Origin of the sequence: Mesorhizobium sp. M1A.F.Ca.ET.072.01.1.1, assembly GCF_004023325.1 — a bacterium.
In the GTDB taxonomy this organism is placed as follows: Bacteria; Pseudomonadota; Alphaproteobacteria; order Rhizobiales; family Rhizobiaceae; genus Mesorhizobium.
This window is the reverse complement of the sequence record NZ_RZSF01000181.1, coordinates 1-13,277: the sequence shown is the minus strand read 5'-3', so window position 1 is coordinate 13,277 and position 13,277 is coordinate 1. Positions and strand designations below refer to the sequence as shown.

The following is a 13,277-nucleotide window of genomic DNA, read 5'->3' as shown; positions in this document are numbered from 1 at the left end:
AGGTGGCGCTGCTCTCGTTCGGCACGCGGCTGCAGGATTGCCTGCTGGCCGCCGAGGAGCTCGGCGCCGCAGGCCTTTCGACCACCGTTGCCGACGCTCGCTTCGCCAAGCCGCTGGACGAGGATCTCATCCGCCGCCTGGCGCGCTCGCATGAGGTTCTCGTGACGGTAGAGGAGGGCGCGGTCGGCGGCTTCGCCAGCCAGGTGCTGCATTTCCTTGCCCATGAAGGCCTGTTGGAAAACGGTCTCAAGGTGCGCCCGCTGGTCTTGCCGGACGAGTTCACCGATCACGCCAAGCCTGAGAAGATGTATGCCGACGCGGGCCTCGACACGACCGGCATCGTGCGGACGGTCTTCGCCGCACTCGGCCATGGAATGCAGGCGCAGCGCGCCTGAATCGAAAACTCAGCTCTCCGATTGAGTTTGCCGGCTGCGGCTGCAACTGTTTGTTTAGGTTTTCATTTGGCCGTTCGGTTACCTTGTCTTTTGGCCGATTTTCAACCGGCGCCCTGCTAAGACCCTGATCCTAGGCAGGGGATAAGAACAATGAAATCGTTCCTTTGCGGCATGGCCCTGCTGGGTGCCATGGCCGCGCCGGTGGCAGCCGAAACGCGTTACGACCGCAACCTCGAAAAGGCGGTGATGGACATCGTCGCCGGCAAGATGGGCAACATCCGCGGCGGCTTTTCCTACAAGCAGGCTCCCCAACTGGTGGTGCTGCCGGAAGCCGCGCCGACGGCGCCAGCTCCGGCTGAGCCGCGCGAGCAGGCCTCCAACAATGACGGCCTGATGCCGGCGGTCGAGCGCCCGGTCTCGCGGACTATTTTCTAAAACCACATATCGCGCACGCAGCGGCCGTCGCGCGGCAGGTCGTCGAACGTTTCGAGGCCGTCGAAATGCTCGATCGGCAGGTCGGCGACCGCCTCCGGCGGGGCCAGCCTGACATTGACGGCGATGCGAGTGCGGCCGCTCGAGCCGGGGCGCAACCCGCGCCAGGCGAGCACACAGGCGCATTTCGGACAGAACAGGATTTCCAGCGCGGACTCGGCCACCTCGACCCTCCTGTAGGAGCTCGTCGGACCTGCGATGCGGATACGCTCGTCGACATAGTCATAGGCCCAGAGCGTGCCGTAGCGGCGGCAAAGCGTGCAGTTGCAGGCGGTGATCGATCCCGGATCGCCTTCCAGCGTCCAGTGCGCAGCGCCGCAATGGCATGTTCCCTTCAGCATGGCTCTTCCTCGACCGGGTGAGCGGACTTTCGGCGCCGGCATTCTGCCGTGCTCCGCGCCATATTCAACAGGGCTGCCATTGCCTTCGCCGCCGGCTTTCGCCAATGAAGGCCGATGAGTTCCTCTCTGCCCGCCAGCGCGCGTCCGCGTCTCGACGAACTGCTCGTCGCACGTGGCCTGTTCGCCAGCCGTTCCCGCGCCCGCGACGCGATCGAACGCGGCACCGTCACCGTCGACGGCGCAGTCGCCCGCAAGCCGGGCCAGCCCGTGGCGCCACACTGCGTCGTTGCCGTCGACGATCCGGCGCAGGCGTATGTGTCGCGCGCGGCGCTGAAGCTGATTGCCGGCCTCGACCATTTCGGCCTCGATCCCTCTGGGCATGAGGCGCTCGATATCGGCGCCTCGACCGGCGGCTTCACCCAGGTGCTGCTCGAGCGTGGCGCTACCCATGTCACGGCGATCGATGTCGGTCACGGCCAGATGAACCCGGAAATTGCCGCCGATCGGCGGGTCACGGTCATTGAAGAGCTGAATGCGCGGGACCTGACCGCCGCCGATATTGGCGACCGCGTTCCGGACTTCCTGGTCTGCGATGTCAGCTTCATCTCGCTGAAGCTGGCGCTGCCGCCGGCGCTGGCCTTGGCGGGCGAGGGCGCCAGGGCGCTGCTTCTCGTCAAGCCGCAATTCGAGGCGGGGCGTGAGGCGATCGGCAAGGGCGGGCTGCTCAAGGACCCGAGCGACGCCGAGAGCATCGCCGCCGGTTTGCGCGACTGGCTTGCCGGCATGCCGGGCTGGCGCGTGCTCGGGCTGCATCCATCGCCGATCGAGGGCGGCGACGGCAACCGCGAGTTCCTGCTCGCCGCGATCAAGGACGCGGCATCGCCATGAGCGCGCGCTTCACCATCACAAGGCTCGGTTCGCAGGGCGACGGCATCGCCGGTGCCGATGGCGGCGAGGTCTTCATCCCGTTCACGCTGCCTGGCGAGACGGTCACCGCCGCGCGCCAGAAGGACCGCGCGACGCTGATGTCGGTTGTTGAGGCTTCACCGCGTAGGGTTGATCCGCCCTGCCGACACTTCACCGAATGCGGCGGCTGCGCGTTGCAGCATTTCGAGGCCGACGGCTACCGGCAGTGGAAACGCGAACGGGTGGTGCAGGCGCTCAAGATCAAGGGCATCGCTGGTCAGATCGACGCGCTGGTGCCTTGCGCGCCGCACACGCGCCGCCGCGTCGTCTTCAGCGCTCGGCGCACCGAGGCCGGCATGCTGCTCGGCTTCGTGCGCGCGCTCTCCTCCGAGATCATTCCTATCGAGGAATGCCCGATCTCGCTGCCGGCAATCGTTGATGCGCTCGATCCTTTGCGAAGGCTGGCAGGACTGGTCTGCGCGACGCCGAAAGCCTTCCACATGACCGTCACCGCCACGGCGTCCGGCCTCGATGTCGCCGTCCATGACGCGGGCAAGCTCGGCGAAAACCAGCGCCGCATCGCTTCCAATTTCGTGATGGCCGCGGGCTTGGCGAGGCTTTCGATCGACGGCGAGGTGATCGTGGAGCCGAAGAAGCCGGTGGTGCAGTTTGGCTCGGTCGCCGTCGCCCTGCCGCCCGGCGCCTTTCTTCAGGCGACGGAGGCCGCCGAGCAGACGATGGCCGGTCTCGTCTGCCGGCACCTGTCGCGTGCCAAGAAGGTCGCCGACCTGTTCGCCGGCTGCGGCAGCTTCGCGCTCCGGCTGGCGGCGAAGTCGGAGGTCCACGCCGTGGAGGGAGACGCCCCGGCGCTTGCCGCGCTCGACCGTGCCTCCCGCTTCGCCAGCGGCTTGAAGCGCGTGACCAGCGAGCGTCGCGACCTCTTCCGCAGGCCGCTGACCTTCAAGGAGTTGAGCGGCTTCGACGGCCTCGTCTTCGATCCGCCGCGCGCCGGCGCGGAGGATCAGTCCAAGCAGATCGCCCGCTCAGACGTGCCGCTGGTCGCGGCCGTCTCCTGCAATCCGACGACGCTGGCGCGGGATCTGCGCATCCTCATCGACGGCGGCTATCAACTGAAGAGCGTGACGCCGATCGACCAGTTCCTGTGGTCGCCGCATGTCGAGGCCGTCGCGCTGCTGGAGAAGCCGAAGCGGCGCCGGTAGTCCGCTAAGCCGGTTCGCAAGAAACTGAAGCCTCTCTTTTCCGAAATTTGCGCCCTAAAGCCGCCTTCTTGGAGGTCTTAGTTTTGCGCTGTTAGGGAAACATTCCTGCTCTTTCGGCGTTACTGAAATAAGCGGATGGCGGATGGCGGATAACGGACAGCGCATTGCCATGCAGACGCTTCTAAAATTGCTCAGCCTCATCGTTCTCATCGCTTTTGGCGCCGCGTCCGCGACCGGTGCGCTCGCGCAAGAGCAAAAACGTCTCGCCTTCGTCATCGGCAACGGCGCCTATCAGTCCGGCGAGCTCGCGACTGCCGCCAATGACGCCGGCCTGATCGCGCAGACCCTGCAGGCGGCAGGGTTCGACGTCGTCGGCGCGCGCGATGTCGATCAGGACTCGCTGCGCGGCGCGCTGCGCGATTTTCTCGGCAAGGTTTCCGCCGCCGGTCCCGACGCGGTCGTCTTCGTCTATCTTGCCGGCCACGGCGTGCAGTTCGAGGGGGAGAACTACTTTCTTCCGGTCGATGCCCAGATCGCCAGTCCAGCCGACGTGCCGCTTCAGGCAATGCGGTTCTCCGATGTCACCCGGTCGTTGGCCGGATTGCCGACGAAGGTAAACATCGTCGTGCTCGACGCGGCGCGGCCTGATGCCTTGCCCAAGATGAGCCAGCCCCTGGCCGGTGGTCTCGCGCTTGTCGATCCCGACCCGAACATGCTGATTGCGTTCAACGCGGCTCCGGGAACGGTCGCGCCGGAAGGCAAGGGCCCTTACGGCGCCTATGCTCAGGCGCTCGCCGAAATGATACGCGAGGGCGGGTTGTCGCTTGACGAGGTGTTCGACCGCACGCGGCTGCGCGTCAACGAGATGACGCAAGGCGCGGAAGTTCCGTGGCATGCCTCGAAGATCACCGCGCCTTTCGTCTTCTTCGACCGTGCCGCGGACGCGCCCGCGCCCAAGGTTTCGGAGGCCGAATCCCGCTCCAATCGGACCAGGGCGATCCAGGATTTCGACGCTCGTGACGCTTATATCGCGGCTCTCGACCGCGACACGATGCGCGGCTACGAGGATTTCCTCGCCGCCTATCCACACGATCCGATGGCTAAGCGCGTGCGCGCCATTGTCGCTGCGCGGCGCGAGGCGATCACCTGGCGCGAGACCTGGCTGGAGGACACGCCGGAAGCCTACTGGTCTTATCTGCGGCGCTATCCGCGTGGTCCGCATGCCTGGGACGCACGACGGCGGCTCGAACATTTCGACGCTGCTCTGGAGCCGCCGGAGGAGTTCACCGTCTATGAGTATGATTTGCCGCCGCCGCCGGAGGAGGAAATCATCTATATCGACCGTCCGGTGCTCTATTTCGACGATCCCGATTTCGACTTCGAACCGCCGCCGTCGATCACGGTGATCTTCCTGCCGCCGCCGCCGCCGGATTTCATCGTGCTTCCGCCACCTCCGCCGCCGATCGAAGTGTTCGTCCTGCCGACGCCGGTATTCGTGCCGATCCCCGGATTCATCAACCCGCCGCGCCACGTCGTGCCGCCGCCGAACGCCATCATCTTCAACAACATCCACAACACGACGGTCATCAACACCATCAACACGACGATCAAAAACGAGACCATCGACCGGGCTGCGCAGCCGAGCGCCGGTGTTCGGCTTGACCGCCGTACAGCCCAGAAGACGATGGAAGGCGCCGTTGGTGGCCGTGCCGATGCGCTGGCGGCCAAGGTTCCCCTGCCGCCGCTTCTGCAGAAGAGGGCGGCCAAGTTCCGTCAGGCCACATCCGATCAGCAGCAACAGGGCGCCCTGCCGCCGAAGCCTGGTCAGCGTGTTATCCAGCGCGAGCAGCCTGACACCTCGCCGGAGACCTCGTCCAGAACCGGCAAGCTCTCAACCGATCACGCTTTGCCCGGAGCCGATGGCAAGAGGCTGCCGCTGGTCAACGGCAAGCCGGCGCCCGACGGCCAGAACTTGCCCGGCAACAAGTTGAAGAGGCAACCTGGCAGGCAAGGCGTCTCGGGCGGCAACCAAGAGGCGATCGGAAATGCCGGTCCTGACCGGACCGGGAAGCTGGACACAGATCGGAAGAGGGGTAAAAAGCTCCGCAACCTGCCCGCCGTCAACGGCATGCCGGCCGACAACGGGCAGAGCGCGCAGGAGAAGTTGAGGCAGAACAATCCCAAGGCTTCCTCCGAACGGAACGGTGGCAAGCCGAGGAAGCTGACGCGCAAGGATTTGTCCGCAGGCCAGTCCGTGGTCGAACCGAACGAACAAGGTTCGGCCGCCGCGAGCGACGAGGGCAGGAAGGTCCGCAAGCTGCCTACCGTCAACCGGATGCCGGCCGAGAACCGGCCGAGCGTGCGCGAGCGGCTCAGAAAGAACACCCCCGAAATGTTCTCCGATGACAACCAGGGCTCGGCCAAGAGCAAGAAGTTCCGCAGACTGCCGAGCGTTAGTGGTGGGCCAACCGACAATGGACCGGCCGTGCAGAAGCGGCTCAGGAGGAACAATCCGACCGTGTTCTCCGACGAGAATCAGGGCTCAACCAGCGGGAACGACAGGCGCAGGACGTTGCGCCGGCTGCAGAACGAAGAAGGTTCCGCCGGCCGGGATGTCACCGTCCAGCGCAACTTCAAGGTCAATAGGCCGAACGACAATGCGCAGCGCCAGTTCAGGCAGGAAAGGCCTAACGAGCAGGTGCTGCGGCGGCAGAGATCGGAGCCTCGCCCGGAATTCCGTTCGCAGCCGAGGCCGCGGATGCAAGAGCGGAGTGTCCCCCGAGAGAAGCCGCAGCCCAAGAAGAAGCTCTCTTGCGGACAGCAGGGCGAGCCGGCCTGCAACCAGTAGGTTGGCGCGGTCGAGCCTGCGCCTTATCTTTGCGAGCCGATTTTTCGGCCATGAACGTGCAAGGCAGAGGCGCCGGTCTGCGCGTATCGGCTGTCGAGGCCGCTCGGTTGAGCCTGGCGGCATCCGTCAGGTTTTCGGCGTGCCGCCGCGCTGATTGATCGATACCCAGATATTCGGGTTCTGCTGCGACTGGCGCTTCAGGAAATAATAGCCGGTCGCGTTCCAGGGCCGGACTTCGTCGACCAGATTGTCGAGCACGAGATCGCCCTTGTCGGTCTTCACGGTCAGGATGGTGTGGCCTTCGTTGTTCAGGTCGCGCACCACCGTCATCAGCAGCGCCTGGCGGGGAAATCCCGCTTCCATGAGAAGCTTGCGCTTGTAGAGCGCGTAGATCTTGCAGTCGCCCTTGCCGTCCACCGGATAGTCCCAGTGGTCCATCATCGTGCCCCAGTGATCAAAGTTGCTGACGGGCTTGATGGCGCGGTTCGCCTTCTGGTTTATGCGCTTGAGGGTTCGCATGTTCTGCGCGGTCAGCTTGACGTTCGCCGGCTGCAGGGCAGGCACTTTGCACTCTTTCGGCCGGCGGTGGCAGAAATCGATCCAGCCATAAGGGACGCTGGTACGTCCTCCCACTGCGGCGGAGCGCAGGTCGACCGGACTCGATGGCCGCTTGAACAATGTCGACTGCGCCGCCGCCGTGTCGACGCAAAGCGACGTCACTCCGATCAATGAGCAAAGGCCAAGGAGGAATGAAGAGGTCAGGACGCCAGGGGAACGCAGCACTGCCAACACCACCGCAACGAGAAGACTGCTGATAGTTAAGTCGGAAGCGTCGGCCAAAGCAATTGAACAATTAATAATCTGCTAACACGATTGTGTTCGCGCTCCGGCGGGTAGCTAGGTGTGAGCTTTCCGGCCGGATCGAGGTGACCGTTCAGGATGGTCGTTCGTCAGGTATCTGACGACAAGGTTGGGATCAATTGCGAGCATGGCGCCGCCGCGCTTCGGCAAGGACACTCGCGTTCATCTCTTCAAGCGTCTTCTGCTTGCCGCGGTGCGGCAGCAGGCCAACCACGTCTTCCGGTCGCGTCGGGGTGAAGGCCGGCACTTGCTTCAGAAGAACACCGTCTGGTGTGTCTTCGACCTGCAGACGTGTGCCGGCACCCCAGTCCCTCCGTTTCCGGATCACGCTGGGGAGGATCACTTGTCCCTTGGTCGAGACGGTGGTTATGAGTTTTTCGGCACCAGCCATCGCAAGCTTACCCCATGTAAGACACAGGTAAGATACTCAAGCGGCGGAGTGCTATTCAAACCTGCCGGATTGAGCGTGCTCAAACCCTGGTGCCGCCCACCGTCATCTGGTTCATCCTCAGATGCGGCTGGCCGACCCCGACCGGCACGCCCTGTCCGGCCTTGCCGCACATGCCGATGCCGTTGTCGAGTTTCATGTCGTTGCCGACCATGGTGACGCGGTGCATGGCGTCGGGCCCGTTGCCGATCAGCATTGCGCCCTTGATCGGCTGCGTCACCTTGCCGTCCTCGATCATGTAGGCCTCGGTGCAGCCGAACACGAACTTGCCTGAGGTGATGTCGACCTGTCCGCCGCCGAAAGAGACGGCATAGATGCCGTTCTTGACCGAGGCGATGATCTCTTCCGGCGCGGTATCGCCCGAGGTCATGTAGGTGTTGGTCATGCGCGGCATCGGCTGGTGGGCATAGCCTTCGCGCCGGCCGTTGCCGGTCGCCTTCATGCCCATCAGCCGCGCATTCTGGCGGTCCTGCATGTAGCCGACCAGCTTGCCGTCCTCGATCAGCACATTGCGCGCCGAAGGCGTGCCTTCGTCGTCCACGGTAAGCGAGCCGCGCCGCTCGGCGATGGTGCCGTCATCGACGACGGTGACGCCCTTTGCCGCTACTTGGCTGCCCATCAGGCCGGCGAAGGCGGATGTTTTCTTGCGGTTGAAGTCGCCCTCGAGGCCATGGCCGACAGCCTCGTGCAGCATCACGCCCGGCCAGCCGCTGGAAAGCACGATGTCGAATGTGCCTGCCGGCGCCGGAACGGCCTCGAGATTGACCAGCGCCTGTCGCAGCGCCTCGCGCGCGGCGTGCTTCCAACTCTCCTCGGTGAGGAACTCGCCAAAGCTCTTGCGGCCGCCCATTCCGTAGGAGCCGCTCTCCTGGCGGTCGCCATCGCCGACCACCACCGAGACGTTCATCCTGACCAGCGGGCGGATATCGCGCACCACCTGGCCGTCGCCGCGCACGATCTCGACATGCTGCCACGAGGCGGCGAGCGAAGCCGTCACCTGGCGCACGCGCGGATCGGCGGCGCGCAGCCAGGCGTCGATCTCCTGCAACAGCTTCGCCTTGGCCTCGAAACTGGGCGAGGGGATGGGATTCTCGTCGCCGTAAAGGTGGCGATTGGTGCGCGCGGGCGCTGCGGCAAGCATTCCGGAATAGCCGCCCTTGACCGCGGAGACGGCATCGGCGGCGCGCAGCAGCGAGGCTTCCGACAGGTCGCTCGAATGGGCATAGCCGCTCGCCTCGCCGGCGACGGCGCGCAGCCCGAAACCCTGGTCGGTGTTGAAATTCGCCGTCTTCAGCCGGCCGTTGTCGAACATCAGCGCTTCGTTCTCGCTGTATTCGAGGAACAGTTCGCCGTCGTCGGCGCCTTTGATGGTATCGGCGACGATCTCTTTGACGCGGTCGTCGGAAATGTCGAATTGGCCGATCAGGCTGTTCATGGCAGGGCTGTCCGCTGGCGGTTTCGCATTCCCCCGATGTAGGGGCGAAGTGAGGTCAAGACAATCGCCGGCCTTCACACGCGATCGTCATCGCCCCGAGCCGACTGGCGGCCGCGTTGCCGCCGCTGGACTTAGGGCAGAGCCGAGAAGCCTTCGGCGAATCCCTTCAGATCGACCGGAATGCCGATGCCTTCCTCCGGCGTCTGGAACACGATGAAGGTGGCCGACGTGCCGTTCTTCAGCGTGTCGAGCAGTGGCTTCTCGAGGATCACTTCCGCGTAGCAGCCGTCCTGGAAGCAGCGCACGAAATAGGCGCGGCCGATGTCCTTGCCGTCGACATTGAGGCCGAGCCCGTTGGGCAGGAGCACGCCGAGCGGTGCCAGCACCCGCAGGATCTCCGCCTTGTTGTCGGCGGTGCGCAGCACCACGACGGAAAGCCCCATCTCCGGACGGTCCTCGGCGACGACGTTCTGCATCATCACGCATTGCTCGGAGGTCGCGCCGGCCGGCGTGTCGCAGATGATCGACCACGCGCCATGCGTCGACTTGACCGTGCCGCTGGGCGGCGCCGCGGTCTGCGGCGGCGCGGCGTTCGCCACGCTGGCGCTAAGCGAGGCGGCAAGGAAGATAACCTTCGCCAAGGGTCTCGAAAGCCAGGAAGTCATAACGGCTCCATTGCGAATCACGGCACTTTAAGCTGCGCCAAGGCCAAGTAAAGGACGAGACCGTCGCCAGCCCGCCGAGATACCGGCAATTACGCGCTTTTCCAGAGCAAATTCGCCCGAATTGCGACCACCCGGCGCGGGGGCGGCGATGGTCGGGGATGCCCTTCGGGCTGCGCGCAAAAATGCCGCACGGTTTCGCCCGCTCCTTCCTTGCGGAGGGAAATAGAGTATGGTTTGAACCACCTTAGGGACAGACCGGGATTCCCCATCCCGGCGTCGTTCGTTATTGGTGCGATCCGATTGCAGGAAGTGGGAGACGAGAGGGCGATGAGAAAATTCATGGCAAGCGCCAGACTTCTGGCAGGTGCTGCGGCCGCGGGCACGCTCCTCTCCAGCGCATCCGCCTATGCGGATCAGCCGCGGCCATGGGAAACCGCCTTCCAGGCGCCTGCGACCGACATGATGCGGCAAATCGAATGGTTCGGAAACTACACCTTCGTATTCATCGTGGTCATCACCCTGCTGGTGCTGGTCCTGCTCGCCTATGTCATCCTGCGGTTCCGCGCGAGCGCCAACCCGGTTCCTTCCCGGACCAGCCACAACACGCTGATCGAGGTGATCTGGACCGTCGGCCCGGTCATCGTGCTGCTGCTCATCGCCATCCCCTCGTTCCAACTGCTCACCGCGCAGTATACCCCGCCGGAAGAAGCCAAGCTGACCGTCAAGGCGACCGGGAACCAATGGAATTGGGACTACGAATACCAGGTCGACAAGAGCTTCTCCTTCAACTCGGCGATCCTTCAGGACGGTGACCGCGCCAAGGCCGGCAAGGAAGACCGCAACCTCTATCCGCGCCTGCTCGCCGTCGACAATGAGCTGGTGGTGCCGGTCAACACCATGACCCGCGTGCTGATCACCGCCACTGACGTCATCCACTCCTTCGCCGTGCCGTCCTTCGGCATCAAGATGGATGCCGTGCCCGGCCGCACCAACGAGACCTGGTTCAAGGCGGAGAAGGAAGGCCTCTATTACGGCCAGTGCTCGCAGCTCTGCGGCAAGGATCACGCCTTTATGCCGATCGCGGTTCGCGTCGTCTCCGACGCGCAGTTCAAGACCTGGCTGGAGACGGCCAAGACCGACGTGCCCGCCGCCAACAAGGCGCTGATGGCCGAGATCGATGGTACCAACAAGGTAGCGGCCGCCGGCAACTGACGCCGCGGGTTAGCAAGAATTAGGGAACGGAGCGGAATATGGCAGAGGCTGCAGCTCACGACCACCACGACCACAGGCCGCATGGCTGGGTCCGCTGGGTCTACTCGACCAACCACAAGGACATCGGCACGCTCTACCTGATCTTCGCGATCATGGCCGGGATTATCGGCGGCGCGCTTTCGGTCGCCATCCGCATGGAGCTGCAGGAGCCGGGCATCCAGATCTTCAGCGGTCTGGCGCAGATGGTCTACGGCATGCAGGGTGATGCCGCCATCGACGGCGGCAAGAGCATGTACAATGCCTTCGGCGCCGCGCACGGCCTGATCATGATCTTCTTCATGGTGATGCCGGCGCTCATCGGCGGCTTCGCCAACTGGATGGTGCCGATCATGATCGGCGCGCCGGACATGGCCTTCCCGCGCATGAACAACATCTCCTTCTGGCTGCTGCCGCCGGCCTTCCTCCTGCTGCTCGGCTCGATGTTCGTACCGAGCGCGCCCGGCGCCTTCGGCGTCGGCGGCGGCTGGACGATCTATCCGCCGCTCTCGACATCCGGCCAGCCGGGCCCCGCAATGGACCTTGCGATTCTGTCGCTCCACATCGCCGGCGCCTCGTCGATTCTCGGTGCGATCAATTTCATCACCACCATCTTCAACATGCGCGCGCCTGGCATGACCATGCACAAGATGCCGCTGTTCGCCTGGGCGGTGCTGATCACGGCCTTCCTGCTGCTCTTGTCGCTGCCGGTTCTGGCGGGCGCCATCACCATGCTGCTCACCGATCGCAACTTCGGCACCGCCTTCTTCGTGCCGGACCAGGGCGGCGACCCGCTGCTCTTCCAGCACCTGTTCTGGTTCTTCGGCCATCCCGAGGTGTACATCCTGATCCTGCCGGGCTTCGGCATCGTTAGCCACATCGTCTCGACCTTCTCGAAGAAGCCGGTCTTCGGCTATCTCGGCATGGCCTACGCCATGGTCGCGATCGGCGCCGTCGGCTTCATCGTCTGGGCGCACCACATGTACACGACCGGCCTGTCGCTCGACACGCAGCGCTATTTCGTGTTCGCCACCATGGTCATCGCGGTTCCGACGGGCGTGAAGATCTTCTCCTGGATCGCCACGATGTGGGGCGGCTCGATCTCCTTCAAGCCGCCGATGCTGTGGGCGCTGGGCTTCATCTTCCTGTTCACGATCGGTGGCGTCACCGGCGTTCAGCTGGCAAATGCCGGCCTCGACCGCTCGCTGCACGACACCTATTTCGTGATCGCCCACTTCCACTACGTGCTGTCGCTGGGCGCCGTGTTCGCCATCTTCGCCGGCTGGTACTACTGGTTCCCGAAGATGACCGGCTACATGTACTCGCCGGTGATCGCCAACACCCACTTCTGGGTCACCTTCGTCGGCGTCAACCTGATCTTCTTCCCGCAGCACTTCCTCGGCCTTGCTGGCATGCCGCGCCGCACTGTCGACTATCCGGATGCGTTTGCCGGCTGGAACATGATCTCGTCCTACGGCTCCTACATCGCCGCCGTCGGCGTTGCGATCTTCCTCTATGGCGTGTTCGAGGCCTTCCAGAAGAAGCGCGTCGCGGGCGCCAATCCGTGGGGCGAGGGTGCCACCACGCTCGAATGGCAGCTGCCGTCGCCGCCGCCGTTCCACCAGTGGGAACAGCTGCCGAAGATCAAGTAAGGCCGCAGATACAGGACCGCCGGCTCGCCCGGCGGTCCTGGCCAACGGAATGATGGACTTTAAGTACGCATGGCCCTTGCCGACCACAAATTGATGGAGGAAGTTGGCTTTCGCATGTCGGAAGCCACCGCGGGCGATTTCTTCGCCCTCCTCAAGCCGCGCGTGATGTCGCTGGTCGTCTTCACGGCCTTTGTCGGCATGGTCGCGGCGCCGGTCGCCATCAATCCGCTGCTGGCGGTGATCGCGATCCTGGCGATTGCCATCGGCGCCGGCGCCTCGGGCGCTCTCAACATGTGGTACGACGCCGATATCGACGCGGTGATGACCAGGACAGCGAGCCGTCCGGTGCCGGCCGGGCGCGTCACGCCGGGTGAGGCGCTGAGCTTCGGCCTCGTGCTCTCCGCGCTGTCGGTGATGACGCTGGGCGTGCTCATCAACTGGCTGTCGGCGGCGCTTCTTGCCTTCACCATCTTCTTCTACGCCGTCATCTACACGATGTGGCTGAAGCGCTGGACGCCGCAGAACATCGTCATCGGCGGCGCCGCCGGCGCCATCCCGCCGGTGATCGGCTGGGCGGCGGTGACCGGATCGGTCAGCCTCGAAAGCCTGATTCTTTTCCTGATCATTTTCCTTTGGACTCCGCCGCATTTCTGGGCGCTGGCGCTGTTCAAGTCGGACGACTACGCCCGCGCCGGCATTCCGATGATGCCGAACGTCGCCGGACACGCCTCGACCCGCCGCCAGATCTTTGCCTACGCGCTGATCC

At 64.5% G+C, this 13,277-nt stretch carries 13 protein-coding genes; 8 read left to right on the top strand and 5 right to left on the bottom strand.

Features of this window, described 5'->3' with window-relative positions:
- Together EOA32_RS22625 and EOA32_RS22620 are read left to right on the top strand one after the other, a co-directional pair.
- The coding region (locus tag EOA32_RS22625) for a transketolase C-terminal domain-containing protein (RefSeq protein ID WP_281015284.1) at positions 1-395 on the top strand (395 nt) is incomplete at its 5' end.
- 150 nt (positions 396-545) lie between these two features.
- Entirely contained in the window at positions 546-830 is a 285-nt protein-coding gene (locus tag EOA32_RS22620; protein WP_128372934.1) for a hypothetical protein, read from the top strand.
- On the opposite strand, the gene EOA32_RS22615 is transcribed toward EOA32_RS22620, so the two are convergent.
- The gene (locus EOA32_RS22615; protein ID WP_128372933.1) at positions 827-1,228 is read right to left on the bottom strand and encodes a GFA family protein; all 402 of its coding nucleotides are present in this window, start codon (positions 1,226-1,228) and stop codon (positions 827-829) included. The genes EOA32_RS22620 and EOA32_RS22615 overlap by 4 nt on opposite strands.
- Positions 1,229-1,342: 114 nt before the next feature.
- Between EOA32_RS22615 and EOA32_RS22610 the strand changes: the two genes are divergently transcribed.
- The 3 genes from EOA32_RS22610 (at position 1,343) to EOA32_RS22600 (ending at position 6,202) form a co-directional block, all read left to right on the top strand.
- Positions 1,343-2,116: a TlyA family RNA methyltransferase gene (locus tag EOA32_RS22610; RefSeq protein ID WP_128372932.1), complete on the top strand. Its 774-nt coding sequence runs from the start codon at positions 1,343-1,345 to the stop codon at positions 2,114-2,116.
- Positions 2,113-3,354, top strand: coding sequence for a class I SAM-dependent RNA methyltransferase (locus EOA32_RS22605; protein WP_128372931.1), 1,242 nt, complete (start codon positions 2,113-2,115; stop codon positions 3,352-3,354). The genes EOA32_RS22610 and EOA32_RS22605 overlap by 4 nt, the downstream gene beginning before the upstream one ends.
- Before the next feature lie 142 nt (positions 3,355-3,496).
- Entirely contained in the window at positions 3,497-6,202 is a 2,706-nt protein-coding gene (locus EOA32_RS22600) for a caspase domain-containing protein (RefSeq protein ID WP_245499358.1), read from the top strand.
- A 126-nt stretch (positions 6,203-6,328) separates the two neighbouring features.
- On the opposite strand, the gene EOA32_RS22595 is transcribed toward EOA32_RS22600, so the two are convergent.
- The 4 genes from EOA32_RS22595 to EOA32_RS22575 all read right to left on the bottom strand — a co-directional run bounded on the left by EOA32_RS22595 (position 6,329) and on the right by EOA32_RS22575 (position 9,611).
- The gene (locus tag EOA32_RS22595) at positions 6,329-6,922 is read right to left on the bottom strand and encodes a transglutaminase-like cysteine peptidase (RefSeq protein ID WP_245299657.1); all 594 of its coding nucleotides are present in this window, start codon (positions 6,920-6,922) and stop codon (positions 6,329-6,331) included.
- 256 nt (positions 6,923-7,178) lie between these two features.
- On the bottom strand, positions 7,179-7,454 hold the full coding sequence (locus tag EOA32_RS22585) for an AbrB/MazE/SpoVT family DNA-binding domain-containing protein (RefSeq protein WP_128372930.1): 276 nt from the start codon (positions 7,452-7,454) through the stop codon (positions 7,179-7,181).
- A gap of 79 nt (positions 7,455-7,533) precedes the next feature.
- The gene (gene tldD / locus EOA32_RS22580; protein WP_095777984.1) at positions 7,534-8,946 is read right to left on the bottom strand and encodes a metalloprotease TldD; all 1,413 of its coding nucleotides are present in this window, start codon (positions 8,944-8,946) and stop codon (positions 7,534-7,536) included.
- Positions 8,947-9,077: 131 nt separating this feature from the next.
- On the bottom strand, positions 9,078-9,611 hold the full coding sequence (locus EOA32_RS22575) for an invasion associated locus B family protein (RefSeq protein ID WP_066998026.1): 534 nt from the start codon (positions 9,609-9,611) through the stop codon (positions 9,078-9,080).
- A gap of 339 nt (positions 9,612-9,950) precedes the next feature.
- Here EOA32_RS22575 and coxB point away from each other — a divergent pair, with 339 nt between their 5' ends.
- The 3 genes from coxB to EOA32_RS22560 form a co-directional block, all read left to right on the top strand.
- Positions 9,951-10,823 carry a cytochrome c oxidase subunit II gene (gene coxB / locus EOA32_RS22570; protein ID WP_245299655.1) on the top strand — a complete coding sequence of 291 codons (873 nt, stop codon included), beginning with the start codon at positions 9,951-9,953 and terminating at the stop codon, positions 10,821-10,823.
- Positions 10,824-10,861: 38 nt separating this feature from the next.
- Positions 10,862-12,511, top strand: a complete 1,650-nt coding sequence (gene ctaD / locus EOA32_RS22565; RefSeq protein WP_066998019.1) for a cytochrome c oxidase subunit I — start codon at positions 10,862-10,864, stop codon at positions 12,509-12,511.
- Positions 12,512-12,580: 69 nt separating this feature from the next.
- Positions 12,581-13,277 (top strand): heme o synthase (locus EOA32_RS22560; RefSeq protein ID WP_128372929.1); only part of this gene is annotated, 697 nt, incomplete at its 3' end.

What these genes read in the sequence shown, in the direction of transcription:
- EOA32_RS22605 (WP_128372931.1), top strand. Translation starts at nt 2,113, where the DNA reads ATGAGCGCGCGCTTCACCATCACAAGGCTCGGTTCGCAGGGCGACGGC.
- EOA32_RS22600 (WP_245499358.1), top strand. Translation starts at nt 3,497, where the DNA reads ATGGCGGATAACGGACAGCGCATTGCCATGCAGACGCTTCTAAAATTG.
- tldD (WP_095777984.1), bottom strand. Translation starts at nt 8,946, where the DNA reads ATGAACAGCCTGATCGGCCAATTCGACATTTCCGACGACCGCGTCAAA.
- EOA32_RS22620 (WP_128372934.1), top strand. Translation starts at nt 546, where the DNA reads ATGAAATCGTTCCTTTGCGGCATGGCCCTGCTGGGTGCCATGGCCGCG.
- coxB (WP_245299655.1), top strand. Translation starts at nt 9,951, where the DNA reads ATGGCAAGCGCCAGACTTCTGGCAGGTGCTGCGGCCGCGGGCACGCTC.
- ctaD (WP_066998019.1), top strand. Translation starts at nt 10,862, where the DNA reads ATGGCAGAGGCTGCAGCTCACGACCACCACGACCACAGGCCGCATGGC.
- EOA32_RS22575 (WP_066998026.1), bottom strand. Translation starts at nt 9,611, where the DNA reads ATGACTTCCTGGCTTTCGAGACCCTTGGCGAAGGTTATCTTCCTTGCC.
- EOA32_RS22615 (WP_128372933.1), bottom strand. Translation starts at nt 1,228, where the DNA reads ATGCTGAAGGGAACATGCCATTGCGGCGCTGCGCACTGGACGCTGGAA.
- EOA32_RS22585 (WP_128372930.1), bottom strand. Translation starts at nt 7,454, where the DNA reads ATGGCTGGTGCCGAAAAACTCATAACCACCGTCTCGACCAAGGGACAA.
- EOA32_RS22610 (WP_128372932.1), top strand. Translation starts at nt 1,343, where the DNA reads ATGAGTTCCTCTCTGCCCGCCAGCGCGCGTCCGCGTCTCGACGAACTG.